Origin of the sequence: Sphingobium sp. LF-16, assembly GCF_003711185.1 — a bacterium.
GTDB classification, from domain to species: domain Bacteria; phylum Pseudomonadota; class Alphaproteobacteria; order Sphingomonadales; family Sphingomonadaceae; genus Sphingobium; species Sphingobium yanoikuyae_A.
Map to the genome: position 1 here is coordinate 3309751 of NZ_CP029335.1, position 23533 is coordinate 3333283.

24 protein-coding genes are annotated in these 23533 nt (G+C 65.8%); 17 read left to right on the top strand and 7 right to left on the bottom strand.

Annotated features, from left to right (window positions below):
- Positions 1 to 3: 3 nt before the first annotated feature.
- The 4 genes from hisD to mnmA all read right to left on the bottom strand — a co-directional run bounded on the left by hisD (position 4) and on the right by mnmA (position 4679).
- Positions 4 to 1290: a histidinol dehydrogenase gene (gene hisD / locus DIZ22_RS15470; RefSeq protein ID WP_048938106.1), complete on the bottom strand. Its 1287-nt coding sequence runs from the start codon at positions 1288 to 1290 to the stop codon at positions 4 to 6.
- Positions 1280 to 1942: an ATP phosphoribosyltransferase gene (gene hisG / locus DIZ22_RS15475; RefSeq protein WP_004208839.1), complete on the bottom strand. Its 663-nt coding sequence runs from the start codon at positions 1940 to 1942 to the stop codon at positions 1280 to 1282. Before hisG ends, hisD begins: the two co-directional genes overlap by 11 nt.
- Positions 1943 to 2008: 66 nt before the next feature.
- Positions 2009 to 3472 (bottom strand): CYTH and CHAD domain-containing protein, encoded by a 1464-nt coding sequence (locus DIZ22_RS15480; RefSeq protein ID WP_048938107.1) that lies wholly within the window; start codon positions 3470 to 3472, stop codon positions 2009 to 2011.
- 100 nt (positions 3473 to 3572) lie between these two features.
- Positions 3573 to 4679, bottom strand: a complete 1107-nt coding sequence (mnmA, locus tag DIZ22_RS15485) for a tRNA 2-thiouridine(34) synthase MnmA (RefSeq protein ID WP_010336936.1) — start codon at positions 4677 to 4679, stop codon at positions 3573 to 3575.
- Between the two features lie 126 nt (positions 4680 to 4805).
- On the opposite strand from mnmA, the gene DIZ22_RS15490 reads away from it, so the two are divergent.
- From DIZ22_RS15490 to DIZ22_RS15500, 3 genes are all read left to right on the top strand, one after another.
- Entirely contained in the window at positions 4806 to 5102 is a 297-nt protein-coding gene (locus DIZ22_RS15490; RefSeq protein WP_010339876.1) for a hypothetical protein, read from the top strand.
- Positions 5103 to 5209: 107 nt separating this feature from the next.
- Entirely contained in the window at positions 5210 to 5509 is a 300-nt protein-coding gene (locus tag DIZ22_RS15495; protein ID WP_004208844.1) for a DUF1153 domain-containing protein, read from the top strand.
- 194 nt (positions 5510 to 5703) lie between these two features.
- Positions 5704 to 5961, top strand: coding sequence for a GlsB/YeaQ/YmgE family stress response membrane protein (locus DIZ22_RS15500; protein WP_004208845.1), 258 nt, complete (start codon positions 5704 to 5706; stop codon positions 5959 to 5961).
- Between the two features lie 60 nt (positions 5962 to 6021).
- On the opposite strand, the gene DIZ22_RS15505 is transcribed toward DIZ22_RS15500, so the two are convergent.
- Complete coding sequence (locus DIZ22_RS15505; RefSeq protein ID WP_026109172.1) at positions 6022 to 6270, bottom strand: GlsB/YeaQ/YmgE family stress response membrane protein; 249 nt, start codon at positions 6268 to 6270, stop codon at positions 6022 to 6024.
- A gap of 232 nt (positions 6271 to 6502) precedes the next feature.
- Between DIZ22_RS15505 and DIZ22_RS15510 the strand changes: the two genes are divergently transcribed.
- The 3 genes from DIZ22_RS15510 (at position 6503) to DIZ22_RS15520 (ending at position 12279) form a co-directional block, all read left to right on the top strand.
- Positions 6503 to 7675 carry an efflux RND transporter periplasmic adaptor subunit gene (locus DIZ22_RS15510; RefSeq protein ID WP_048938108.1) on the top strand — a complete coding sequence of 391 codons (1173 nt, stop codon included), beginning with the start codon at positions 6503 to 6505 and terminating at the stop codon, positions 7673 to 7675.
- 92 nt (positions 7676 to 7767) lie between these two features.
- Complete coding sequence (locus tag DIZ22_RS15515) at positions 7768 to 10932, top strand: efflux RND transporter permease subunit (protein ID WP_048938109.1); 3165 nt, start codon at positions 7768 to 7770, stop codon at positions 10930 to 10932.
- Positions 10933 to 11013: 81 nt separating this feature from the next.
- A complete protein-coding gene (locus tag DIZ22_RS15520) occupies positions 11014 to 12279 on the top strand; it encodes a DUF445 domain-containing protein (protein ID WP_048938110.1) in 1266 nt (421 codons plus the stop codon).
- Between the two features lie 90 nt (positions 12280 to 12369).
- On the opposite strand, the gene DIZ22_RS15525 is transcribed toward DIZ22_RS15520, so the two are convergent.
- Entirely contained in the window at positions 12370 to 12978 is a 609-nt protein-coding gene (locus DIZ22_RS15525; protein WP_048938111.1) for a hypothetical protein, read from the bottom strand.
- A gap of 187 nt (positions 12979 to 13165) precedes the next feature.
- Here DIZ22_RS15525 and DIZ22_RS15530 point away from each other — a divergent pair, with 187 nt between their 5' ends.
- The 6 genes from DIZ22_RS15530 to ribH all read left to right on the top strand — a co-directional run bounded on the left by DIZ22_RS15530 (position 13166) and on the right by ribH (position 17829).
- The gene (locus DIZ22_RS15530; protein WP_122928389.1) at positions 13166 to 13855 is read left to right on the top strand and encodes an energy transducer TonB; all 690 of its coding nucleotides are present in this window, start codon (positions 13166 to 13168) and stop codon (positions 13853 to 13855) included.
- 51 nt (positions 13856 to 13906) lie between these two features.
- Positions 13907 to 14407 carry a hypothetical protein gene (locus tag DIZ22_RS15535; RefSeq protein ID WP_048938113.1) on the top strand — a complete coding sequence of 167 codons (501 nt, stop codon included), beginning with the start codon at positions 13907 to 13909 and terminating at the stop codon, positions 14405 to 14407.
- Positions 14408 to 14442: 35 nt separating this feature from the next.
- Positions 14443 to 15396: a bifunctional diaminohydroxyphosphoribosylaminopyrimidine deaminase/5-amino-6-(5-phosphoribosylamino)uracil reductase RibD gene (gene ribD, locus DIZ22_RS15540; RefSeq protein ID WP_048938114.1), complete on the top strand. Its 954-nt coding sequence runs from the start codon at positions 14443 to 14445 to the stop codon at positions 15394 to 15396.
- A gap of 36 nt (positions 15397 to 15432) precedes the next feature.
- Positions 15433 to 16041 carry a riboflavin synthase gene (locus DIZ22_RS15545; RefSeq protein WP_048938115.1) on the top strand — a complete coding sequence of 203 codons (609 nt, stop codon included), beginning with the start codon at positions 15433 to 15435 and terminating at the stop codon, positions 16039 to 16041.
- A 73-nt stretch (positions 16042 to 16114) separates the two neighbouring features.
- Positions 16115 to 17395 (top strand): 3,4-dihydroxy-2-butanone-4-phosphate synthase, encoded by a 1281-nt coding sequence (ribB, locus tag DIZ22_RS15550; RefSeq protein WP_048938116.1) that lies wholly within the window; start codon positions 16115 to 16117, stop codon positions 17393 to 17395.
- 11 nt (positions 17396 to 17406) lie between these two features.
- A complete protein-coding gene (gene ribH, locus DIZ22_RS15555; RefSeq protein WP_048938117.1) occupies positions 17407 to 17829 on the top strand; it encodes a 6,7-dimethyl-8-ribityllumazine synthase in 423 nt (140 codons plus the stop codon).
- A gap of 75 nt (positions 17830 to 17904) precedes the next feature.
- Here the strand turns inward: ribH and DIZ22_RS15560 are convergent, their stop codons facing one another.
- Positions 17905 to 18996: an alkene reductase gene (locus tag DIZ22_RS15560; RefSeq protein WP_048938118.1), complete on the bottom strand. Its 1092-nt coding sequence runs from the start codon at positions 18994 to 18996 to the stop codon at positions 17905 to 17907.
- 68 nt (positions 18997 to 19064) lie between these two features.
- Between DIZ22_RS15560 and DIZ22_RS15565 the strand changes: the two genes are divergently transcribed.
- From DIZ22_RS15565 to ssb, 5 genes are all read left to right on the top strand, one after another.
- Positions 19065 to 19946, top strand: a complete 882-nt coding sequence (locus DIZ22_RS15565) for a DMT family transporter (protein WP_048938119.1) — start codon at positions 19065 to 19067, stop codon at positions 19944 to 19946.
- Positions 19947 to 19955: 9 nt separating this feature from the next.
- Complete coding sequence (locus DIZ22_RS15570) at positions 19956 to 20621, top strand: COQ9 family protein (RefSeq protein ID WP_048938120.1); 666 nt, start codon at positions 19956 to 19958, stop codon at positions 20619 to 20621.
- A 75-nt stretch (positions 20622 to 20696) separates the two neighbouring features.
- On the top strand, positions 20697 to 20954 hold the full coding sequence (locus DIZ22_RS15575) for a FeoA family protein (RefSeq protein WP_017501101.1): 258 nt from the start codon (positions 20697 to 20699) through the stop codon (positions 20952 to 20954).
- Positions 20951 to 22807, top strand: coding sequence for a ferrous iron transporter B (locus DIZ22_RS15580; protein ID WP_048938121.1), 1857 nt, complete (start codon positions 20951 to 20953; stop codon positions 22805 to 22807). Before DIZ22_RS15575 ends, DIZ22_RS15580 begins: the two co-directional genes overlap by 4 nt.
- Positions 22808 to 22882: 75 nt before the next feature.
- Positions 22883 to 23509: a single-stranded DNA-binding protein gene (ssb, locus tag DIZ22_RS15585; protein ID WP_048938122.1), complete on the top strand. Its 627-nt coding sequence runs from the start codon at positions 22883 to 22885 to the stop codon at positions 23507 to 23509.
- Positions 23510 to 23533 lie beyond the last annotated feature (24 nt).

A 23533-nucleotide genomic window follows, 5' to 3' on the forward strand; every position in this document is an offset into this window, starting at 1 on the left:
AAATCAGAGCCGCAGCGCGACCGATGCGGCGTGAGCGGGCAGCCCCTCCGCCTCCGCAAGAGCGACGGCCGCGGGGCCGATCGCCTGGATCGCGTCGGGGGTAAGGCCAAGGAAACTGGTGCGCTTCATGAAATCGAGCACCGAAAGGCCCGAGGAAAAGCGCGCCCGGCGACCGGTCGGCAGCACATGGTTGGGGCCAGCGACATAATCGCCCACCGCCTCGGGCGTCATGCGGCCAAGGAAGACCGAGCCGGCATGACGGACCTGCGCGAAATAGCGGTCGGGATCGTCCACCGCCAGTTCCAGATGTTCGGGCGCGAGTCGATCGACCAGCGGCATCGCTTCATCCAGGTCGCGCACCAGGATGATCGCGCCATTGGCGGCCCAGCTGGTGGTGGCGACGGCCTGCGTCGACAGCAGCGGCAAGCGGCGCATGACGGCCTGTTCGACGGCATCGGCAAAGGCGGCATCGTCGGTGAAGAGGATCGACTGGCTGGTCGGGTCATGTTCCGACTGGCTCAGGAGATCGGCAGCGATCCAGTCGGCGTCGTTCCGGCCATCGGCGACGACGACGATTTCGGACGGACCGGCGACCATGTCGATGCCGACCACGCCATAAAGCTGGCGCTTGGCTTCGGCGACCCAGGCATTGCCGGGACCGGTGATGACGTCGACCGGCTTGATCCGTTCGGTGCCATAGGCCAGCGCGGCGACGGCCTGCGCGCCACCGACGCGCCAGATCTCCTCGATCCCCGCAATCTGGGCAGCGGCCAGCACCAGCGGGTTGATCTCGCCTTTCGGCGTCGGTGTCACCATGGCGATGCGCTGCACGCCCGCGACCTTGGCCGGGATGACGTTCATCAGCAGCGAGCTGGGATAGGCGGCGCGGCCACCCGGCACATAGAGGCCAGCAGCATCCACCGCGGTCCAGCGCGCGCCGAGGCGCACGCCGGCGGCGTCGATACCGTCACTATCCACCGGCCTTTGCTTTTCATGATAGGCAGTGATGCGCGCGGCCGCGAGTTCGAGCGCATCGCGCAGCGGCGTCGACAGGCCATCGAGCGCGGCGCGGCAATCGGCCGGGTCGACCGCCCAGCCGCTGACGTCCAGATCATGATGGTCGAAGCGGCTGGTATAATCGGCCAGTGCGGTGTCGCCATGGGCGCGCACGGCCGTCAATATGGCGCTGACGTCGCGCGACACATCCTCATCCGCCTCGCGCCGGGCATCGACCAGGGCGGTGAAATCGGCGGCGAAGCCGGCGGCCTTGCTGTCGAGCCTAAGCGGCATCGCGCACCTCCACGGCCTTGCGGAACGCCTCCACCAGCGTGGTGAGATCGGCCGAACGCATCTTGTAGGCGGCGCGATTGACGATCAGCCGCGCCGAGACCGGCATGATGATCGCGGTTTCAACCAGGCCATTGGCCTTGAGCGTGGCGCCCGAGGACACAAGGTCGACGATGCGACGCGACAGGCCGAGCGAGGGGGCCAGTTCCATCGCGCCATTGAGCTTCACGCATTCGGCCTGAAGCCCGCGCGCCTCATAATATTTGCGGGTGAGATGGGGATATTTGGTGGCGACGCGGACATGGCTCATCGCCGCCTGATCTTCATCCCCGGCATCCGCCGGCTCGGCGACCGACAGGCGGCAATGGCCGATATTGAGGTCCACCGGCGCGTAAAGTTCGGAATAATCGAACTCATCGACCACGTCGGAACCGACAATGCCGATCTGTGCTGCGCCATGGGCGACGAAGGTCGCCACGTCGAAGGCGCGCACGCGGATGATCGACACGTCGGGCCGGTTGGTGGCGAAGCGCAGCGCCCGGCTCTTCTTGTCATGAAATTCCGCCTCCGGTTCGATACCGGCTTTGGCGAGCAGGGGCAGCGCCTCTTCGAGGATGCGGCCCTTGGGGATGGCGAAGGTGATCGGGCGAGTCATGACCCGCGGGCCTTAGCCATCGATGCGCCAAAGCACAAGATTTTCGGGCCAGGAAGGACGGGAAGCTCAGCCCCAGAAGCGCCTGGTGTCGAGCAGAGCGGCATAGGCCTTTTCGGCGCGGCGCAGCAGGCGGCGCTGCGCCTTGTCATCCGGCGCGGGCCAATCGAAGTCGATACCGGCCGCCGCGAGGGTGGCGGGCGCGGTCGCCAGATCGTTGAGCGCGCCCAGATCATCCTGCAGCTTTTCCAGCATGGCCGAGAAATTAGCATGGCGCCGCTGCTGCTTGTTCTTCGAGAAAAGCGGCGCGAAAAATTCGCTGGTGTAGCGGAGTTTCTTGGCGGCGATGCGAGCCTGGTGGCGCCGCTCGTCGCTGCGCCTGGCAAGATTCTTCCCCTTGCGCTTCAGCCGCTTGCGTCGATCCGACAGGATTTCGGCAGCAAAGGGCCTGACAGGCGCATGCAGCAAAGCGGCATCGGCCGGTCGGCTACACCAGTCACCCAGCGCCAGCCATTCGGCGAGATCCAGCATCAGGATGCGGGTCTCGCGCGCCTGCAGGCGAAGCTCGGCATCTGCCAGCGCTTCCGCACGAACAAGCGCGAGGCGGGCGGCGGCATCATCAGGCAGGTTGGGCAGCAGCACGTCGATATTGCGGACCCGGCCGAGTGTGGCGGCAAGTGCTCGCAGACCATCCTTGAGCGGCGCGAGCGCGGGATCGCCTGCGAGCACAGGCGCAAAAATCGACAGCGCCGAGCGCAGCCGCCGCAGCCCCACCCGCGCCTGATGCAGGGCGCCCGGCGTACCGGTGGTGAGCAGCAGATCCTCGTTCAGGCGGAATTGGCGGATGCAGCCCTGGGCGATGGGACGAAAGGCCTGCTCGACGGTTGCGTCTGGTGCGATCGCAATGGGTTCGGCCTTGGCCGGCTTGCGCCGTTCCTTCGCGAGCAGGGCATAGCCGCGATCCGACTTGGAGCGCATGCCCAGACGCAGCGGCACCAGATCGTTGAGCTGGCGGGCCATCGAAAAAAGCAGGGCCGGTTCACCCGACAATAATTCCAGTTCCACCTCTGCCAGCGGGGTGGCACGACGGCCGACCCGAACCCGGCCAATGTCGATCGCGCATTCGACCCCCTGCCCGTCCCGATCGAGCCGATGCACGGTGCGTTCGATGTCGGTGACGAAAATCTTGTCGGCGGTCGCGACCGTGGCGGCGCCGACGGCCCGATCGAGCGGATCGGGAATCGAATCGAACAGCGGGACATTGCCGTCGACCGGCTTTTCCCATTCCGAGCGGGCAAAGAGGCCAGCCGCCCTGCCGCCATCGGCCTTGATCGTCTGAACATGGGCCCGCCCCTTGCGCCGGACGCGCAGCGAAAAACCGGCACGGTGCAGATCGAGCGCGGGGGTGTCGAAATAGGTCGCAACCAGATGGGCCGCCTGCCCCTTCTGCCCCGCGAACAGCGGTGCATCGGCCAGCAGAGCGCGATCGGCCGGGTCAAATTCCAGCTTCAGCTCGACTTCGCGGTTGTCCATCCGTGCGCCCCTTGTTGCGAGCGGTGCCCCGGGGCGGGGACGCTAGATCGAATCGGGCACGAAAGGAAATATAATTGTCACAATTGACCGTGGCGCCGGCTCAGGCGGCCTCGGCCAGCGCAGCCTCGGTCGCGGCGATCCAGCCGCCGCCCAGGACCTGATCGCCGGCATAGAGGACTGCGGCCTGCCCTGGCGCGACGCCATATTCGGGCGCGTCGAAGATCAGCCGATCGCCTTCGAGGCGCGCGGGAACCGGCTTTGCCATGGAACGGACCTTGGCGGTCAGAGGCCCGGTAAAATCGCGACCGAGCCAGTTGATGTCGCTGAGGCGCGCGCCCGACACGGCCAGCGCGACCTTCGGCCCAACGATCACCCGCCGTCCTTCGGCATCAAGCCGCACGACATAGAGCGGTTCGGCCTGGCCACCAATTTCCAGCCCCTTGCGCTGGCCGACGGTATAATGGATCAACCCCTTGTGCCGGCCCAGCACCCGGCCATCGACATGGACGATATCGCCCCCCTCATCCGCATCGGGGCGCAGCTTGCGCACGATCTTGGCATAATCGCCATCGGGCACGAAGCAGATGTCCTGACTGTCAGGCTTCAACGCCACCGACAGGCCAAGTTCGGCGGCGATTTCGCGCACCTGCGGCTTGGGCAAACCACCCAACGGGAAACGCAGATAGTCGAGCTGGGCCTGAGTCGTAGCGAACAGAAAATAGCTCTGGTCGCGCGCAGGATCGGCGGCGCGGTGCAGTTCGGCACCCTGCGGCCCTTCAACCCGGCGGACATAATGACCGGTCGCCAGACAGTCGGCACCCAGGTCGCGCGCGATCTGGAAAAGATCGGTGAACTTCACCCCCATATTGCATTTGACGCACGGGATGGGGGTGCGGCCGGCCATATATTCATCGGCAAAGTCTGCGATCACCGAATCGCGAAACTGGCTTTCATAATCAAAGACATAATGCGCAATGCCAATGCGGTCGGCGACGGCGCGCGCATCGCGGATATCCTGCCCCGCGCAGCAGCTGCCGGTGCGGCCGACGGCGGCGCCATGATCATAGAGCTGGAGCGTCACGCCGATCACTTCCGCTCCGGTCTTGGCGGCCAGCGCAGCGACGACGCTGCTGTCCACGCCTCCGGACATGGCAACGACAATGCGCCGCTGCGAGAGCGGCTCTGGGAGCTGAAATTCGGGCTGCATGGCCGCCCATATAGTCGCAGGCGGCGCTGCGTTCCAGCATCTTCCCCCACAAGCGTATCGTTTCGATGACGAAAATGTGTCCGGCATTTACCGGACCTTATCGATTAGCCCGGTAGAAGCTTGGTCATGGATCTGAGTTTTCTCCGGACAGGCGGGCTGAAACCCGCTCTGACAAGGCCGACAGGCCGGGCACGCGTCCCGGCCTGGCCTTTCCTGCGGGCAGCTTCGGCTGCGGCGCAGGCGGCCAGTCCCACGGCCCTGGCGGTCGCGGGCGTCCTGCGGGGGCAGGACGGGATGGAGGACTGGATTCAGGAACTGGCCGAGATTTTCGCGCCACGTTCCGACGGCAAGATCGAAGCCGTTCGTCTCGCAGGAAGCTTTAACCCGCTGATCGCGAGCCATTTAGGGGTGGGGCAAGGATGATGAAGCCTGTGTTTACCTTGGGGCTTTAGCCGATCTTCAGGGCTGATGTGACAACGAGGTTTCGCTGCTGAATTCGGCAACGCCAATGCCGCTAATTGAGGGTAAAGATGATAGAGAACCAGAAAATCAGGCCTGCACAGGTCGTAGGACCGCTCGGCGAACCCCTGACGCTGGAAAATCTGCCGCCCGTGAACACCACCCGCTGGGTCGTGCGTCGCAAGGCAGAAGTCGTCGCTGCCGTCAATGGGGGCCTGCTGACCGTGGACGAGGCATGCGCCCGCTACAGCCTGACGCTGGAAGAATTTGCCAGCTGGCAACGGGCGGTGGACCGTTCGGGCATGCATGGCCTGCGCGTGACGCGCATCCAATATTATAAGTCGCTCTACGAGCGGCAGCAGAAATATTGAGGGATCGGGTGCCGCCGACAGGCGCGCGCCGGAGAGGATGATGCAGGGGCCGCCGGACAGACCGTCCGGTGGCCCCTTTTGCATTGCGCCTTGGGGATAGTTTCCAAGGCGGAATCATTTTCTGCGGGAACGCGAAGCCATGTTCCGGGTTGAATAGCCAGCAACCCGTTGGGGGTGTGGTCAAGGAGAGTAACATGGGCATCATCTTGTGGCTTATCGTCGGCGGCATCATTGGCTGGCTTGCCAGCATGATCATGCGCACGGACGCGCAGCAGGGCATTTTGCTGAACATCGTCGTCGGCATTGTCGGCGCCTTCATCGGCGGCCTGATCTTCAGCGGCGGCTCGATCAACAATGCCGGACTGACGCTCTACAGCTTCCTCGTTTCGCTATTGGGTGCGGTCATCCTGCTGGCGATCGTCAACCTGGTACGGCGCGGATCGGTCCGCTAACGACCCGGAATTCCATCTCAAAGGCCGCGGCCTTCCCAGGAAGGACGCGGCCTTTTTGCGTCAGCGCCGGACGCTGAACCAGCGATAGAGCGCCAGCACCGCGATCGCGCCCAGCACGGCGGCGATGAAACTGGCATGCTCGCCCGGCGCGTAGAAGCCCATGATCTGACCGACAAAGGCCGCCAGCAAGGCCCCGGCCATGCCCAACAGGATGGTGACGACGCAGCCCCCCGGATCGCGGCCCGGCATGACCAGCCGCGCCAATGCTCCCGCGAGCAGGCCCGTCATGATCCATCCCAGCAATTCCATGGTGCGCATCCTCTTATATTAGCCAACCCGCCCCAAGGCGCGGCATAGCGACATAGTCCGGCCCCTTTGGCAAGAGACGGACAAGATGCAAGAGCCCGCCAGCCCCTTCGCATCGGCACAATTGGCTTTGCGAAGGCCCGTCCAACCGTGATATTGGGGCTTGAGGGCGGTGATATATTCATATAACACAGTTCCGAGTTTGGGCGGAACCCGCCGGAGAGATGGAAACGGCATGAATTACGAAACTACGCTGACGGGCGAATCGTCCGCGATCCTGATCGATGACGAAGACCGGATTCGCCGTCGCCGGCGTCTGCTGATCATCGGTGGCGTTGTTGCGGTTGCGCTGGTGGCGGCGGCTGCCGCGCTGTCGATGCGTGGCAAGGATGCCGCCGCACCCGACGCCGCACCGCAGGCGCCGGTCGTGACCGTGCTGACCCCCGGCCAGACGATGGTCGCCCGCACCGTGAGCAGCACCGGATCGCTGGCCGCCCGTGTCGACATGCCAGTCGGCGTGGTCGGCGAAGGCGGCATGGTGACCCGCGTGCTGGTGCAGCCGGGCGACTGGGTCCGCGCCGGCCAGGTGCTGGCCACCGTCGAACGATCGGTCCAGAGCGAGCAGGTCAATTCGCTGGCCGCCCAGGTCGAAGTACAGCGTGCCAATGCCAAGCTGGCCCAGGCCCAGTTGGAACGCGCCAAGGCGCTGGTCGGCCGCGGCTTCATCAGCGCCGCTGACATCGACCAGCGCACCGCCACCCGCGACCAGGCCGTCGCCCAGGTCCGCGTAGCCGAAGCGCAACTGGCCGAGCAGCGCGCCCGCACCGGCCGCCTGGACATCCGCGCGCCGGCATCCGGCCTGGTGCTGACCCGCACGGTCGAGCCCGGCCAGATCGTCCAGGCCGGCGGCGGCACATTGTTCCGCATGGCCAAGGATGGCGAGATGGAAATGCAGGCGCAGGTGGCCGAAGCCGATCTGGCAACGCTGCGCGCCGGCAACAGCGCGACCGTGACCCCGGTCGGCAGCAACCAGCATTTCAGCGGCCGCGTCTGGCAGGTATCACCGGTCGTCGATCCGCAGACCCGTCAGGGCATCGCCCGCATCGCGGTCGCCTATAATGACGCGATCCGCCCCGGCGGCTTCGCGTCGGCGACGATCACCAGCGGCTCGGGCAATGCCCCGCTGCTGCCGGAATCGGCGGTGCAGAGCGACGCCAAGGGCAGCTATGTCTATATCGTCAACGGCAAGAACCAGGTCGAACGGCGCGACGTGAAGGTGGGCCAGGTGTCCGACACGGGCGTCGCCATCACCAGCGGCATCACCGGCGCCGAGCGCATCGTGACGTCGGCCGGCGCCTTCCTGACCGTGGGGCAGAAGGTGAAGCCGGAAGCGCTCAAGGCGCGCTGACGCAATGGTCCCGGCCGGGTCACCATGCCCGGACCGGCAGGACTGACAATATTGGAAGCGGGCGCGGTGGCGTCCGGTGAGGGAAGCCCGTCATGAGTTTTCGCAATATCTCCGCATGGGCGATCCGCAATCCGGTGCCGCCGCTGGTCCTGTTCGCCGCGCTGATGCTGGCCGGTGTCGTCAGCTTCCTGCGGATGGACATCAACCAGAATCCCGACATCAGCTTCCCCATGGTCAGCGTCACCGTGTCCCAGCCGGGCGCCGCGCCGACCGAACTGGAAACCCAGGTGACCCAGCGGGTCGAGGCCGCTGTGCGCGGCATCAGCGGGGTCGAGGACATCACCTCCTTCGCGTCCGAAGGACAGTCGCTGACCAATGTCCAGTTCAAGATCGGCACGCCGGTCGATCGCGCGGTCAACGACGTCAAGAATGCCGTCGACCAGATTCGTAGCGACCTGCCCGACGGCATTTTGGAACCGCAGGTCCAGCGCATCGACGTGGATGGTGGCCCGATCGCCTATTTCAGCGCCGAAGCGACCGACATGACGCTGGAGGAACTATCCTGGTATGTCGACAATACGGTCGCCAAGCGATTGCTGTCTGTCAGCGGCATGGCAGCGGTGCGGCGCGGCGGCGGCGTCAGCCGCGAGATCCGCGTCATTCTGGATCCTGCCCGCCTGCAGGCCTATGGCGTCACCGCCGCCCAGGTGAATGCGCAGCTGAGCCAGGTCAACATCAACGCGGCCGGCGGACGCACCGAAATTGCCGGTGCCGAACAATCGATCCGCGTGCTGGGCAATGCCCGCAACGCCCATGATCTGGGCCAGACCCAGATCGCCATTTCCGGCGGTCGCACGGTCAAGCTGGCCGATATTGCCGATGTTCGCGACATGTATGCCGAACAGCGCAGCCTGGCGTTGATGAACGGCCGGCAGGTGACCAGTTTCAGCCTGGAAAAGGCCAAGGGATCGTCCGACGTCACCGTCTATGACGATGCCATGAAGGTGCTGGACAAGCTGAAGAAGGAAAATCCCAAGGTCCAGTTCAAGCAGCTCTATTCGAGCGTCGAATATACACGCGGCCAGTATCACAGTGCCATGTCGGCGATGATCGAGGGCGCGGTGCTGGCGGTCGTCATCGTCTTCCTGTTCCTGCGCGACTGGCGCGCGACGATGATCTCCGCCCTCGCCATCCCGCTGTCGGCGATCCCGTCCTTCTGGTTCATGGACATGCTGGGCTTTACGCTGAACGGCATTTCGCTGCTGGCATTGAGCCTGGTGGCGGGCGTGCTGGTCGATGACGCCATCGTGGAGATCGAGAATATCGTGCGCCACATGCGCATGGGCAAATCGGCCTATCAGGCATCGATCGACGCGGCCGACGAAATCGGCCTGGCCGTGCTGGCGACCACCATGGCGATCGTCGCGGTGTTCCTGCCGGTCGCACTGATGCCGGGCATTTCGGGTCAGTTCTTCATCCAGTTCGGCATGACCGTGGTCGTGTCGGTGCTGATGAGCCTGGCCGTGGCGCGCCTGATCACGCCGATGATCGCAGCCTATTTCCTGAAGGCCCATGGCGAGGCGAGCCATGGCGAGGGCTGGCTGATGGACCGCTATATGAGCGTGCTCCACTGGTCGCTGGACCAGCGCAGGGCGAAGGCCCGCCGCGCGCGCGGCGGTTTCCGCAACCGCTTCGTCGCCTTCTTCGTCGACCATCGCGTGTGGACTCTGGGCATCGGCATGCTCGCCTTCGTGGCGACCCTGTTCGCATTTGGCACTTTGCCCATGACCTTCCAGCCGACGATCAACACCGATTTCAGCCAGGTGAAGATCGAGACCGTGCCGGGCAGCACGCTGGAGCAGACCACCGCCATCACCCGCAAGGTGGCCGACATGCTGGCCGCCGACACGGATGTGGTCGAGGCCGCCTTTGCCGATATCGAGCCGACCAGCGCCGACATCTTCCTGACTCTCAAGAAGACCCGGCCGATGTCGTCGGTGGATTGGGAACGCAAGATCGCGCCCAAGTTCCAGACGATCGCCGATGCACGGGTCAATTTCCAGTCGCAGTCGGGCGGCGGCTTCGGCCGCGACATCATCATGATGTATGGTTCGGACGATCCGGAGCTGCTGGAAAAGACCGCCAACCAGTTGGTGCATGAAATGGCCGGCATCCGCGAACTGCGCGCGCCGCGCGTACAGGGCGACATGCAGCGGCCCGAAATCATCATCAAGCCGCGCCTCGACCTGGCCGCCAGCATGGGCGTGACGACCGCTGCGCTCAGCCAGTCGATCCGCATCGCCACGATCGGCGACATCGACCAGAATGTCGCCAAATTCTCGCTGTCTGATCGCCAGATCCCGATCCGTGTCGCCCTGGCCGAGGATAGCCGCAAGGATATCGCCACGATCGAGAATATGCCGGTGCCGACCGTGTCGGGTGGTTCGGTCCCGCTCAAGGTGGTCGCCGACATCAGCTTTGGCGCAGGCCCGACGCAGATTCGCCGCTATAACCAGATCCGCCGCGTCGTCGTCGGCGCGGACCTGGCGCCCGGCATCGTCACCAGCCAGGCCAATCAGAAGATCAACGAGCTGCCGACGATGAAGGCCATCAAGGAAGGCCGCATCCAGGGCGTGCAGAAGATCGAGGCGGGCGACAGCAAGTTCCAGGCGGAAATGCTGACCAACTTCGTGATCGCCGTCTTCTCCGGCATCATGCTGGTGCTGGCGGTGCTGGTGCTGCTCTACAAGCGGATCATGCCGCCCTTCGTGAATCTGGGGTCGCTGCTGCTCGCGCCGCTGGGCGGGGCGATCGCGCTGCACATTGCCGGCCAGCCCATGTCGCTGCCGGTGTTCATCGGCCTGCTGATGCTGCTGGGCATCGTCGCCAAGAACTCGATCCTGGTGATCGACTTCGCGCTGGAGGAGATGGAGAAGGGCGTGCCCAAGCAGGAGGCGATTCTCGACGCCGGTCACAAGCGTGCGCAGCCGATCGTGATGACCACGGTCGCCATGGTCGCGGGCATGGTGCCGACCGCCCTTTCGCTGTCGGGTGACGCCGCCTGGCGCGCGCCGATGGGCATCACGGTGATCGGCGGCCTGCTGCTGTCGACGGTGCTGACGCTGGTGATCGTGCCGGCCGTGTTCAGCCTGGCACTGGGCGTCGAGCAATGGGCCGGGCCACGGCTCAGCCGCCGCTTCCTGACCCACAAGTCGCATGACGACCATTCGGGCAGCCATGCCCAGCCGGCGGAATAAGGGGCCGGGATCGCGCGGGCAGCCCCATGGCAAAATATGGGGCTTGCCTGAACGAAACGGGCGCGTAACCGTTTCACCGCCATGAAGCTGCTGCGCATGCCCCGTTCGCCCCTCGACGCCGCCGCCCATCCCGCGCGGCGCATGCGGCTGGTGGCGACGGGGATGTTGCTGGCGATGGCGGCGATCTTCATCGCGGCGCGCGCCACCGTGCATCTCCATCCCGCTATCGGCTTCGTCCAGGCCTTTGCCGAGGCGGCGATGGTCGGCGGCCTGGCCGACTGGTTCGCGGTCACCGCCCTGTTCCGCCATCCGCTTGGCCTGCCGATCCCGCATACGGCGATCATTCCGCGCAACAAGGACCGGATCGGCGACACGCTGGCGGTGTTCCTGCGCGACAATTTCCTGACCCCGGCCGTCGTCGCGCGGCGGATGCGCGGCATGGACGTGGCCGGTGCGGCCGGCCGTTTCCTCGCCAGCCCGTCCGCCGGCGACGGCCGACTGCGCATGGGCGCATCCCGGCTGCTGGCCGACATGCTGGAGGCGCTGGACCAGGAACGGTTGGGCGGCATGGTGAAGGGTGCGATCGGCCAGCGGCTGCGCGCGATCAATGTCGGCCCGCTGGTGGGGCAAGCAATCGAGGCCGCAATGCGCGACGGCCGCCATGCGCCGGTGATGGATGGCATCATCCAGTGGGCAGACAGGGCGCTGGAGGCGAATGACCATCTGATCCGCCAGATGGTGCATGAGCGCGCGGGCACGGTGCTGCGCTGGACCGGGCTGGACGAAAATCTGGCCAATGCGATTCTCGGCGGCCTGCGCAAGTTGTTGGCGGACATGGCCGCCGATCCTGGCCACAGCCTGCGCCTCAAGGCCGAGGAAGGCATGGCCAAGCTTGCCTTCGACCTGCAGTTCGACATCGAGATGCAGGCGAAGGCGGCCAAGATCCGCGACGAGATACTCGACAATCCGGCGATGCAGCGCTGGATCGAGGGGATGTGGGAACAGGCCCGCACCGGCCTGCTGCGTGCGGTGCGCGATCCCGGCAAGGCGATGGCCGGGCGACTGGGCGAGGCGTTGCAGCAACTGGGCGGCACCCTGCAGGAGGATGCGCGGCTGAAACTGGTGATCAATCGCTTCGTGCGGCGCGGCGCGGTCGGGGCGACGGCGACCTATGGCGATTCGATCGTCAAGCTGGTGAGCGAGACGGTGCGCGGATGGGACGCCGGCACGGTCACCAGCCGGCTGGAGAACGCGGTCGGCCGCGACCTGCAATATATCCGCATCAACGGCACGCTGGTCGGCGGACTGGTGGGGCTGGCGATCCACGCCATCGACACATTCTTCTGAGAAATGGTCGGGGCGCATCGGGCCAAAAACGACGCGCCCCGACCGGAACCGGTCGCACAGAGGAGACGGCTTCCGGTTCCTAGCTGAACATCAGTCTTCGGGACCGCCCTCTCCCCCCGGTGGCGGCGGCGATGGCGGCAGCTCATCGGCGCTCAACACGCCGTCGCCATTGCGGTCTAGATCATGGAACATGGCGAGCGATGGGGCGGAAAATTCGGCGCGATCGATCACGCCATCCTCATTGCCATCCTCGGGATAGGGCATGGCGCGGCCCGGAGGTGGGGGTGGAGCGGTCTCGCCACCCTGGCCGCCCGGCCGCGGGCCGGATGGCGGACCACCGGGCGGAGGGCCGCCGGCGCCACCGGGGCCGCCGCCAGGACCACCACGGCCATGCCGGCGTTCGCCCTGCCCTTCCTGGCGCGGGCCGCGCTGATGGCCCAGCATCTGCTGCATGGCGTCAGTTGAAATCGCCCCATCGCCGTCCGAATCCATCGCCGAAAAACGGCGGTCGAGCCAGGCCTGCATCTCGTCCCGCGTGATCCGGCCATCACCGTCGGCATCGGCAGCCCAGGGCCCATCGGGTCGTGCCCCGCCGTCATGCGGACCTTCCGTCCGCGCAGACAGATCGGCTGGCTGCTGGGCGAACAGTGGCACCGGCAGCAACAAGGTCGACAATAGCAGCATCGTGGGAAGGCGCATCGGAGTTCCTGAATTTGCGTTGCCGCAGTGTCTCGCATCGCCGCATTGCCCCGATATGTCCCGAGGCAGCGCGAATATTTCAGGCGCACCGCCCTCCTGAAAATTGATGTTGCAACATAACATATTTTGATGTTGTATCATTCCATGGGCGCCAGAGAGTTGGCGCCACGAGAGGAGGGTGCAGTCCATGTATATGACGATGCAACCGACACAGGATGCGACCCGGTCGGGCTATGCCGCGCGGCGCAAATCACCGATCGGGATCGGCGGGGCAATCGCGGTCCATGCCGTGGTCGTCGGCGCCTTCCTGCTGATGCCCAAGGAGGTCATCGACTGGGTACGGCCGACGCCGCCGATCACCGGCTATCCCGTACCGCTGCCCCCGCCGCCTGAACCGGCACCACCGGAACCGACCACCCAGACGGTCCAGACCAACCCGCTGCCGCAAAAGCCGACCACCACCGATCCGATCATACCGATGCCCGTTCCGGCCGGCCCGACGGTCGAAACCGGCCCATCCTCGTCCTTTGACGGCTCCGGAACCGGGACGGTCATCGATCCGCCCCTGCCCCCGCCACATATCCCGGTCCTGATCGATGCGACGATAGCGCCAAACGCCCTGGGTTCTTTCCAGCCCGATTATCCCGGCGCGATGATCCGCCAGGGGCTGGAAGGCAACGTCACCGTGCGCGTCACCATCAGTCCGGAAGGCCGCGTCAGCGACATCGTCAAGATTTCGGCGACCGACGAGAGTTTCTGGCTCGCGACCCAGAAGCATGCGCTGCGCAAATGGCGCTTCCGGCCGGCAACGCGCGACGGTGTTGCTGTGAGCAGCGTCAAGACGCTGACCGTGCGCTTCACCCTGACCGATCGCTGAGCAGAGGACGGGCGGGCATAGCCCGCCCGTTCCTTCATGGAGGGATGTTCGATGGATCATTTTGCATCCGCGCCCGCCCTGCCCTATAAGCGCGGCATGGCGATATTTCCCCGTCCCGTTTCTCCCAAGAGCGCCTTTGGTGATTTCTGGAGCTATTTCCGGCAGCAGCGCCAGCATAAATGGCCGCTGCTCGGCGTGTCCGCGGCCTTCACCTATGTAATCGTATGGGCGTTCATCGTCGATGCGAACACCAACACGATGCCGACCCGCAACAAGATCATCTATGTCCAGAGCTGGGATGCGAACCGATCCGACGCGGCGGTGATCCTGCAGCAGAAGATCGACTTCGCCAAGCGCGAGGCGGCCCTCGTCAAGCAGCAGAAGAAGATGCAGGGCTATGCCGACGCATTCGGCATCGAATGGCGCGACGAAGAGGCCCGCAACACCGCACGGCGCAAGGAGGCCGTCCGCCAGATCAATGGCTTGCTGGACCAGCGGCTGGCCAAGGCGGAGGCCGAACAGAAGGTCGACGCGGCGACCGCCAAACCCTGACCATGACCACAGACGTCGCCGCTGACCGTCGCTACATGGCGGCGGCGATTGCCCTGTCAGAACGTGGCCGGGGCCTGTCGACCCCCAACCCCAATGTCGGCTGCCTGATCGTGCGCGGTGGCCATGTCGTCGGTCGCGGCTGGACCCAGAAGGGCGGCCGCCCTCATGCCGAGGCGCAGGCGCTGGACGAGGCGATGGACCGGGCCGAAGGTGCCACCGCCTATGTCACGCTCGAGCCCTGTTTTCACCTCAGCCCGCGCGGGCCGCGCTGCGCCGACCTGATGGCGCGCGCCGGCGTCGCCCGAGTCGTGATTGCCCTGCGCGATCCCGATCCGCGCACCGATGGCCAAGGCGCCGCCTGGCTGCGCGAGCGTGGCGTTGTGGTCGAGATGGGGCTGATGGCGGCCGAGGCCGCCGAGGCGATGCGCGGCTTCGTGCTGCGCCAGACTCTGGGGCGCCCGGCAGTGACGCTGAAGCTGGGCCTCACGCTCGACGGGCGGATCGCGCTGGCTGACGGGTCGAGTCGCTGGATCACCGGGCCGGATGCCCGTGCCCATGCCCATCTGGAGCGGGCACGGCATGACGCCATCCTGGTCGGCGGCGGCACGCTGCGCGCCGATGCGCCCAGTCTGGATGTGCGCCTGCCGGGGCTGGAGGAGCGATCGCCGCGCCGGCTGCTGCTGAGCCGTGGCCCGGCGCCCGAAGGCTGGAGCGCGATTGCCGATCCGGAGGATATCGCGACGCTCGACCGGGTCGATCATCTGATGATCGAGGGCGGCGCCGAGACCGCCGCCGCCTTCCTGCGTGCCGATCTGGTCGACCGGCTGCTACTCTATCGCGCGCCGATCCTGATCGGGTCGGGCCTGGCCGGGATCGGCGATATCGGCCTGACCGACCTGGCTGATGCCCATGGGCGCTGGCGCCAGACCGAGGAGCGCCGGTTCGACCCGGACCGGCTGGAGGTTTACGCGCGCACGCGCAGCGCCTAGATCAGCGCAAATTTCTTTCCCAAGGATCTGGGCACCATGTTCACCGGCATCATCACCGACATCGGCACCATCCGCACCCATGAGCAGCGCGGCGACCTGCGCCTGGTCATCGAAAGCGGCTATGACATGGATACGGTCGCGATCGGCGCATCGATCGCCTGTTCGGGCGCCTGCCTGACGGTGGTGGAAAAGGGGTCGGGCTGGTTCGCGGTCGACCTGTCGGCCGAGACCGTCGCCCGCACCGCGCCGGGCCTGTGGGCGCAGGGCGGCAAGCTCAACCTGGAACGCGCGTTGAAGGTCGGCGACGAGCTGGGCGGCCATATCGTCACCGGCCATGTCGACGGCATCGGCCATCTGGTGTCGGCCAGCCGCGAGGGCGATTCGATCCGCCTGGTCATCAGCGCACCGGCCGAACTGGCCGCCGCGCTGGCCGCCAAGGGGTCGATCACATTGGACGGCATCTCGCTAACCGTGAACAGCGTCGAAGACCAGCCCGACGGCAGCGTCCATTTCGGCCTCAACATCATCCCGCACACCGCGATCGCCACCACGCTGGACAGCCTGCCCGACGGCCGGGCGTTCAACCTGGAGATCGATGTGCTGGCCCGCTATCTCGACCGGATGCAGAGCCTTCGCAGCAAATGATGTGATTTCACCCTTGAAGAAATCACATTGCAATGTGATATAACTCCCATACCCGATCCGGGAAGGAGTGTTTATGTCGTCCTCGCTTATCGATTCCGTCCGCGCCCTCGTTACCGATGGTGGCATGTCCCGATCGGGTCTGGCGCGCGCCGCCGGCCTGCACGCCAACAGCCTGCGCAAGCTGGGCGAAGGCGACTGGAACCCGACGGCCGAGACGCTGGGCAAGCTGGAAGCCTATCTGCTCAAGCGCGAGGGCGGCACCGCACTTGCCAGCCCCGAGGAAATCATCAACGAGGCCCGCAACGGCCGCATGTTCATCCTGGTCGATGACGAGGATCGCGAAAATGAGGGCGATCTGGTCATCCCCGCCCAAATGGCGACCCCGGACGCGATCAACTTCATGGCCACCCATGGCCGCGGCCTCATCTGCCTGGCGCTGACCAAGGGCCGGGTCGAGGAACTGGGCCTGGACCTGATGAGCCGCAACAACGGCACCCGCCATGAGACCGCCTTCACCGTGTCGATCGAGGCGCGCGAAGGCGTCACCACGGGCATCAGCGCCGCCGACCGCGCCCGCACCGTCTCGGTCGCGATCGATTCCGGCAAGAGCAAGCGGGACATCGTCACACCGGGCCATATCTTCCCGCTGATCGCCAAGGACGGCGGGGTGCTGGTGCGCACCGGCCATACCGAGGCCGCCGTCGATGTCGCCCGCCTGGCTGGCCTGAACCCGTCCGGCGTCATCTGCGAGGTGATGAAGGATGACGGCACGATGGCGCGCCTCGACGACCTCATCCCCTTCGCTGCCAAGCACAAGATGAAGATCGGCACGATCCGCGACCTGATCGCCTATCGTCGCCGTCATGACCATGTGGTCGAGCGCCGCGCCGAAACCGTCTTTGACAGCAAGTGGGGCGGCGAATGGAAGGCGATCACCTTCTTCAACAAGGCGACCAAGTCGGAACAGTTGGTGCTGCAGAAGGGCAAGGTCGACCCCGACCAGCCGACCCTGGTGCGCATGCACCAGCTGGCACCACTGAGCGACATTTTCGGTGCCGAAGGCCCGCGTGGCGACATGCTGGCCCGATCGATGGAAATCATCAATAAGGAAGGCGCCGGCGTGGTCGTGCTGTTGCGTGACGGCGAACCCGACATGCTGACCCGCATGATCCAGGCCCATGCCGGCAAGCAGCCGGGCGGCATGGACGAACTGCGCGACTATGGCGTAGGCGCGCAGATCCTGGCGGAACTGGGCGTGCATGACATGATCCTGCTCAGCAACACCCAGCACAGCCTGATCGCCCTTGACGGCTATGACCTGGCCGTGGTTGGGCAGCGTCCGATCGAGCTCTGAAGGATATTCGCATGGCCAAGTTTCTCATCGTCGAAGCCCGCTTCTACGACCATCTCAACGACCTGCTGATCGAAGGCGCGAAGGCTGCGCTGGATGAAGCCGGCCACAAATATGAGGTGGTGACCGTTCCGGGCGCGCTGGAAATCCCCGGCGCGATCGCACTGGCAGCCGAGACCGGCCGCTATGACGGCTTCGTCGCGATCGGCGTGGTGATCCGCGGCGAAACCTATCATTTCGAAGTGGTGTCGAACGAAAGCGCGCGCGGCCTGATGGCGCTGAGCATGGACGCTATCGCAATCGGCAACGGCATCCTGACCGTCGAGAATGAGGAGCAGGCCCTGGTCCGCGCCCGTCCCGACCAGAAGGACAAGGGCGGCGAAGCGGCCAAGGCGGCGATCGCCATGCTGGGCCTGCGCGAGCGTTTCGCGGTCTGATCCGCGGCCTTTTGGCAGACACAAGGAAGGGCGCGCTCCGCGAGGAACGCGCCCTTATTCATTGCTGCCGAAGAATCAGGCGGCCGCCTTTTCCTCGGCCAGGGTCGGATAGTCGGTATAGCCTTCCGCGCCCTGGCTGTAGAAGGTCGCCATCTGCGCCTGGGTCAGCGGCGCGCCTTCGCGCAGGCGATCGACCAGATCGGGATTGGCGAGGAAGGGGCGGCCAAAGCTGATCGCGTCGGCCAGGCCAGAGGCGAGATCGGCCTGCGCACGATCCAGCCCATAATCGCTGTTGAGAACCAGCGGTCCCTTGAAATGCTGGCGGATCAGCGGCGACAGGCGCGGCACGTCGGTGGCGCCGAAGGTGCCGTCCGGGCCAGGCTCGCGCAGTTCGAGGAAGGCGATGCCGATCTGGTTCAGCACATCGGCGGCGGCGGCAAACAGCGGCTCGGGATTGCTGTCATTGACGCCCTGGGTATCGCCATTGGGCGACAGGCGCACGGACACGCGATCGGCGCCGATCGCATCGACCACCGCCTGAGTCACTTCACGCAGCAGGCGGACGCGATTTTCGATGCTGCCGCCATAGATATCATCGCGGAAATTGCTGTTGTCGCGCAGGAACTGGTCGATCAGATAGCCGTTCGCGGCGTGGATCTGGACCCCGTCGAAGCCGGCGGCGATCGCATTGTTGGCCGCCTTCACATAGTCGGCGATGATGCCGGGAATTTCGTCGATCGCCAGTGGACGGGCGACCTCATAGGGCTTCTTGCCTTCATAGGTATGGGCATCGCCCGGCGTCGCGGTGGCACTGGAGGAAACCGGCTGCTCGCCGGTGACAGCCGAATGAACGGCGCGGCCCATATGCCAGAGCTGGGCGACGATCAGCCCGCCCTTGTCATGCACGGCCTGGGTGACCGGCTTCCAGGCCGCAACCTGTTCGTCGGACCAGAGGCCCGGCGCATAGGGCCAGCCCAGGCCCTGGTGCGAAATGCCGGTCGCCTCGCTGATGATGAGGCCGGCCGAGGCGCGCTGCGCATAATAATCGACCATGATCGGGGTCGGGACATGATCGCGGGTGGCGCGGCCACGGGTGAGCGGCGCCATGATGGCGCGGTTGGCGGCGGTATCGGCGCCGAGCTGTATCGGATCGAAAATAGTGGTCATGAAACCTCCCTCATGAACGTTGCAATTTGCAACGGGACTTGATGCAGAAAGCCAGCTAGGGAGCCGCCATGGCCGCTTCAACCCCCATGGCGCATATCGCGACGCCCAGACTCGCTTTTCCGGCGCTGATCCTGGCCAATATCATTCTGGCGCTGGGACCGGTGCTGGTGCGGCTGGCCGATGTCGGGCCGGTGGCCGCCGCCTTCTGGCGACTGGCGATCGCCATGCCCTTCCTGTTCATCCTGGCATTGCCGAAGCTGCGCAAGAGCCGCTTGTCGCGCGGCCAGTGGACGATCGTGATTCTGGCCGGCGTCTGCTTTGCCGCCGATCTGGCCGCCTGGCATCTGGGCATCGGCCATACCAAGGTCGCCAACGCGACGCTGTTCGGCAATATGAGCGCGCTGATGCTACCGCTCTGGGGCCTCATCGTGCTGCGCGAACATGTATCGAAGCTGCAGATCGGCGCGCTGATCCTGGCCGCGATCGGCGCGGCCATATTGATGGGCAGCAGCTATGAGCTGTCCCCCGCAAACCTGAAGGGAGACCTGTTCTGCCTGCTCGCCGGGCTGCTCTACACCACCTATCTTCTGCTGATCCAGGGCGCGCGCAAGCGGCTGGACAGCTGGTCGGTGCTGGCGGTCGTCAGCGCAGCCGGGGCCTTGCCGCTGCTGCTCGCCGCCAATGCGATGGGCGAAGCGGTGATGCCGCAGGACTGGACGCCGCTCATCATCCTCGCCCTGTCCAGCCAGATCGTCGGCCAGGGGCTGCTCACCTATGCGCTCGGTTGCTTTTCACCGCTGGTGCTGGGGCTGAGCCTGTTGCTGCAACCTGCCGTCGCCGCGCTGGCCGGGTGGCTGCTGTTCGGCGAAACATTGAGCGCGACCGACATTGTCGGCGGCGTGGCCGTGGCGGTCGCACTGGTGCTTGTGCGCCTGCCCCGACGGGCCTAGGTTACGACCATGAGCGACCAGAACCAAGACCTGACCCTGGACGAAATCCGCGCGCTGCTGGCGCCGATCCTGCCGCGCCACGCCGCCTTTGACGGCTGGCGGCCCGAAGCGGTGGCGATGGCGGCGGCGGAAAAGGGCATCGATGCCGATGTTGCCGCGCTGGCCTTCGACGGCGGCGCCATGGGCATGATCGAAGCCTGGTTCGCCAGCATCGACACGCGGATGCTGGAGGCGTCCCCCCCCGAAAAGCTGGCCGCCATGTCGATCCGCAAGAAGATCAGCGCGCTGATCGAGACCCGCCTGGCCCTGTTGGCGCCCGACCGCGAAGCGCTGCGCCGGGCGCAGGCGATTCTGGCGATGCCGACCAATGCCGTGCGCGCCGCCAAGCTGGGCTGGCACGCCGCCGATATCATGTGGCGGGCAGCGGGCGACACCGCCACCGACCTCAACCATTATAGCAAGCGCGCGACGCTCGGCAGCATCTATGCCGCGACGCTGCTGACCTTCGTCAATGACGAGAGCGAGGATCATGCCGACAGCCGCGCATTCCTGACGCGACGGATCGAGGGGATCATGCGCTTCGAGAAGATGAAGGCCCGGTTCAAGGGCGTGGGCGATGGCGAGCATCTCAGCCTGTCGCGCTTCATCGGCCGGCTGCGCTACCCGGCGGTGTGAAGTTCGGGCTGGCCTTCACCAGACGTAATTGATAGTCAGTCGCAAATCTGATTTCTGGTTAAGAGTCCATCCTCCTTGCGCCTGACCGATCTGCCCCTGCGCCAACCCGCTTTTGTTGAAACCATCGACTGGGAATCGCTGTCGTCCGTGGAAGGACAGCGCCTGCGCGAGTTCGGCCTGTGCGAAGGCGCCAGCGTCGAGGCGCTGCATCATGGCGGCCTGCTGGGTCGTGGACCGCTGGCGGTGAAGATCGGGCGCATGACGGTGGCGATGCGCCGCAACCATGCCGCCGCCGTGGAGGTCAGCACCGGCCCGCAGGAGGCGCAGGCATGAGCGGCCTTCCCCTTGTCGCGCTGGTCGGCAATCCCAATGCGGGCAAGAGCGCCCTGTTCAACGCGCTGACCGGCGCGCGGCAGAAGCTGGGCAATTATCCGGGCGTCACGGTGGAGCGCAAGGCGGGCCGGCTGTCACTGGCCGACGGGCGGCCAGTCGAACTGGTCGACCTGCCCGGCACCTACAGCCTGTCGCCGGCCAGCCCCGACGAACAGGTGACGCGCGACTTCGTGCTGGGCAAGCAGGCTGGCGAGAAGCTGCCCGACGCGCTGGTGATCGTGGTCGACGCGTCAAACCTCGACAATCATCTGCGCTTTGCGCTGGAGCTGATCGCGCTGGGCCTGCCCACCGTCGTCGCACTCAACATGGTCGATCTGGCCACCCGCGACGGGCTGGAACTGGACGCCAATGTGCTGGCGCGCGAACTGGGCGTGCCGGTGGTGTCCACCGTGGCGGTGCGCAAGCGCGGCCTGGATCATCTCAAGACCGAGCTGGAAACGCTGCTCGGCGCGCAGACGGGCATGTTGCGCGCCTCCGCCGGTGAACCCGATTTCGACGCCGTGCGCCGCGAGGCCCGGCGCATCGCCCGCGCTGCGATCGTGCGCGAAACCCCGTCGCGCCGGCTGACGGCGGCGGTCGACCGGGTCGCGTTGCACCCGGTCCTGGGCCTCGCCCTGCTGCTGGGTCTGTTGTTCGTGATGTTCCAGGCGGTCTTTTCCTGGGCATCGGTGCCCGCCGACATGCTGGAAGGCTGGGTCACGGCGCTGGGTGAGGCGGTGACCAACACTTTGCCGCCTGGCATCATCCACGACTTCCTGCTGCAGGGCGTGGTCGGCGGCGTCGGCGCGGTGATCGTGTTCCTGCCGCAGATCCTGATCCTCTTCTTCTTCATCCTGATGCTGGAGGCGACCGGCTATATGGCCCGTGCCGCCTTCCTGATGGACGGCATCATGGCCAAGGTCGGCCTGTCGGGCCGGGCCTTCATCCCCCTCCTCTCCTCCTTCGCCTGCGCCGTGCCGGGAATCATGGCGACGCGCACGATCAGCGACCCCAAGGACCGGCTGACCACGATCCTGATCGCGCCGCTGATGACCTGTTCGGCGCGACTGCCGGTCTATGGCCTGATCATCGCCGCCTTCATTCCGGCGCGCAGCGTGGGGCCGGGCATCGGCCTCCAGGGGCTGGTGCTGTTCCTGCTCTATGTCGCCGGCATCGTCGGTGCCATGCTGGCCGCCTGGGCACTGCGCCTGACCGTGGCCAAGGGCCGCAGCGGCGGGTTCCTGATGGAAATGCCGAAATATCAGTGGCCCCGGCCGCAGGATATCCTGATCGGCCTGTGGCAGCGCGGCGTCATCTTCCTGAAGCGCGCCGGCACCATCATCCTGGCCACCAATATCGTGCTGTGGGTGCTGGCCAGCTTCCCTCATGCGCCCGAGGGCGTGAAGCAGAGCGAATATTCGATCGCCGGGCGGATCGCGGGCGGCATCAACGTGCTGGTCGAGCCGATCGGCTTCAACCGCGACATTTCGCTGGCCCTGCTGCCCAGCATGGCGGCGCGCGAAGTCGCCGTCTCCGCCATCGCCACCGTCTATGCGATCGATGCCGAGGATGATGCCGAGGCGCTGGAACAGGGACTGGGCGACCGGCTGGCCGGCCGCTGGAGCCTGGCCACAGCCCTCGCCTTCCTGGCCTGGTTCGTGTTCGCGCCGCAGTGCATTTCGACCATCGCTGTCACAAGGCGCGAGACCAATGGCTGGAAATGGCCATTGTTCATGATTGGTTACCTGTTCGTGCTGGCCTACGCCGCGGCGGGCGTGACATATTGGGCGGCGGTCGCGATGGGACTCGGATGATCCCAAGCTGGCCTTTGGCCTAGCTTTGTTCTTCGAGGCTTCTATAACGGCGCCTTTAGTGCTTTCGGAGGAATCATGGCAGGCTCGGTCAACAAGGTCATTCTCATTGGGAATCTGGGGGCCGACCCGGAAGTGAAGAGCTTCCAGAATGGCGGCAAGATCTGCAACCTGCGGATCGCGACCTCGGAAAGCTGGAAGGACCGCATGTCGGGGGAGCGCAAGGAGCGCACCGAATGGCATAGCGTCGTCATCAATTCCGAAGGCCTGGTGGGCGTCGCCGAGCGCTTCCTGCGCAAGGGATCGAAGATCTACATCGAGGGCCAGCTGCGCACCCGCAAGTGGCAGGACAATAATGGCAATGACCGCTACACCACCGAGGTCGCCCTGTCGGGCCCCGGCGCGGTGCTGACCATGCTGGACGGCGCGCCTGGCGGCGGTGGCGGCCAGGGCGGTGGCTATGGCGGTGGGCGCTCCTCGGGCGGCGGCAACCAGGGCGTCAGCGATTGGGGCGCGAGCAGCGGCGGCTTTGGCGGCGGCGATTATGACGATTTCGGCGGCGGCAACAGTGGCGGCGGCTTTGGTGGCGGGCGCTCGTCGGGCGGCGGCAACCAGGGTGGCGGCTTCGGCGGCGGACGCGCCTCGGGCGGCGGTCAGGGCGGCCCGAACTTCGACAACGACCTGGACGACGAAGTCCCGTTCTGATCGGTCCTTTCCACAGGGATTGAC

What these genes read in the sequence shown, in the direction of transcription:
- hisD (WP_048938106.1), bottom strand. Translation starts at nt 1,290, where the DNA reads ATGCCGCTTAGGCTCGACAGCAAGGCCGCCGGCTTCGCCGCCGATTTC.
- hisG (WP_004208839.1), bottom strand. Translation starts at nt 1,942, where the DNA reads ATGACTCGCCCGATCACCTTCGCCATCCCCAAGGGCCGCATCCTCGAA.
- DIZ22_RS15480 (WP_048938107.1), bottom strand. Translation starts at nt 3,472, where the DNA reads ATGGACAACCGCGAAGTCGAGCTGAAGCTGGAATTTGACCCGGCCGAT.
- mnmA (WP_010336936.1), bottom strand. Translation starts at nt 4,679, where the DNA reads ATGCAGCCCGAATTTCAGCTCCCAGAGCCGCTCTCGCAGCGGCGCATT.
- DIZ22_RS15490 (WP_010339876.1), top strand. Translation starts at nt 4,806, where the DNA reads ATGGATCTGAGTTTTCTCCGGACAGGCGGGCTGAAACCCGCTCTGACA.
- DIZ22_RS15495 (WP_004208844.1), top strand. Translation starts at nt 5,210, where the DNA reads ATGATAGAGAACCAGAAAATCAGGCCTGCACAGGTCGTAGGACCGCTC.
- DIZ22_RS15500 (WP_004208845.1), top strand. Translation starts at nt 5,704, where the DNA reads ATGGGCATCATCTTGTGGCTTATCGTCGGCGGCATCATTGGCTGGCTT.
- DIZ22_RS15505 (WP_026109172.1), bottom strand. Translation starts at nt 6,270, where the DNA reads ATGGAATTGCTGGGATGGATCATGACGGGCCTGCTCGCGGGAGCATTG.
- DIZ22_RS15510 (WP_048938108.1), top strand. Translation starts at nt 6,503, where the DNA reads ATGAATTACGAAACTACGCTGACGGGCGAATCGTCCGCGATCCTGATC.
- DIZ22_RS15515 (WP_048938109.1), top strand. Translation starts at nt 7,768, where the DNA reads ATGAGTTTTCGCAATATCTCCGCATGGGCGATCCGCAATCCGGTGCCG.
- DIZ22_RS15520 (WP_048938110.1), top strand. Translation starts at nt 11,014, where the DNA reads ATGAAGCTGCTGCGCATGCCCCGTTCGCCCCTCGACGCCGCCGCCCAT.
- DIZ22_RS15525 (WP_048938111.1), bottom strand. Translation starts at nt 12,978, where the DNA reads ATGCGCCTTCCCACGATGCTGCTATTGTCGACCTTGTTGCTGCCGGTG.
- DIZ22_RS15530 (WP_122928389.1), top strand. Translation starts at nt 13,166, where the DNA reads ATGTATATGACGATGCAACCGACACAGGATGCGACCCGGTCGGGCTAT.
- DIZ22_RS15535 (WP_048938113.1), top strand. Translation starts at nt 13,907, where the DNA reads ATGGATCATTTTGCATCCGCGCCCGCCCTGCCCTATAAGCGCGGCATG.
- ribD (WP_048938114.1), top strand. Translation starts at nt 14,443, where the DNA reads ATGGCGGCGGCGATTGCCCTGTCAGAACGTGGCCGGGGCCTGTCGACC.
- DIZ22_RS15545 (WP_048938115.1), top strand. Translation starts at nt 15,433, where the DNA reads ATGTTCACCGGCATCATCACCGACATCGGCACCATCCGCACCCATGAG.
- ribB (WP_048938116.1), top strand. Translation starts at nt 16,115, where the DNA reads ATGTCGTCCTCGCTTATCGATTCCGTCCGCGCCCTCGTTACCGATGGT.
- ribH (WP_048938117.1), top strand. Translation starts at nt 17,407, where the DNA reads ATGGCCAAGTTTCTCATCGTCGAAGCCCGCTTCTACGACCATCTCAAC.
- DIZ22_RS15560 (WP_048938118.1), bottom strand. Translation starts at nt 18,996, where the DNA reads ATGACCACTATTTTCGATCCGATACAGCTCGGCGCCGATACCGCCGCC.
- DIZ22_RS15565 (WP_048938119.1), top strand. Translation starts at nt 19,065, where the DNA reads ATGGCCGCTTCAACCCCCATGGCGCATATCGCGACGCCCAGACTCGCT.
- DIZ22_RS15570 (WP_048938120.1), top strand. Translation starts at nt 19,956, where the DNA reads ATGAGCGACCAGAACCAAGACCTGACCCTGGACGAAATCCGCGCGCTG.
- DIZ22_RS15580 (WP_048938121.1), top strand. Translation starts at nt 20,951, where the DNA reads ATGAGCGGCCTTCCCCTTGTCGCGCTGGTCGGCAATCCCAATGCGGGC.
- ssb (WP_048938122.1), top strand. Translation starts at nt 22,883, where the DNA reads ATGGCAGGCTCGGTCAACAAGGTCATTCTCATTGGGAATCTGGGGGCC.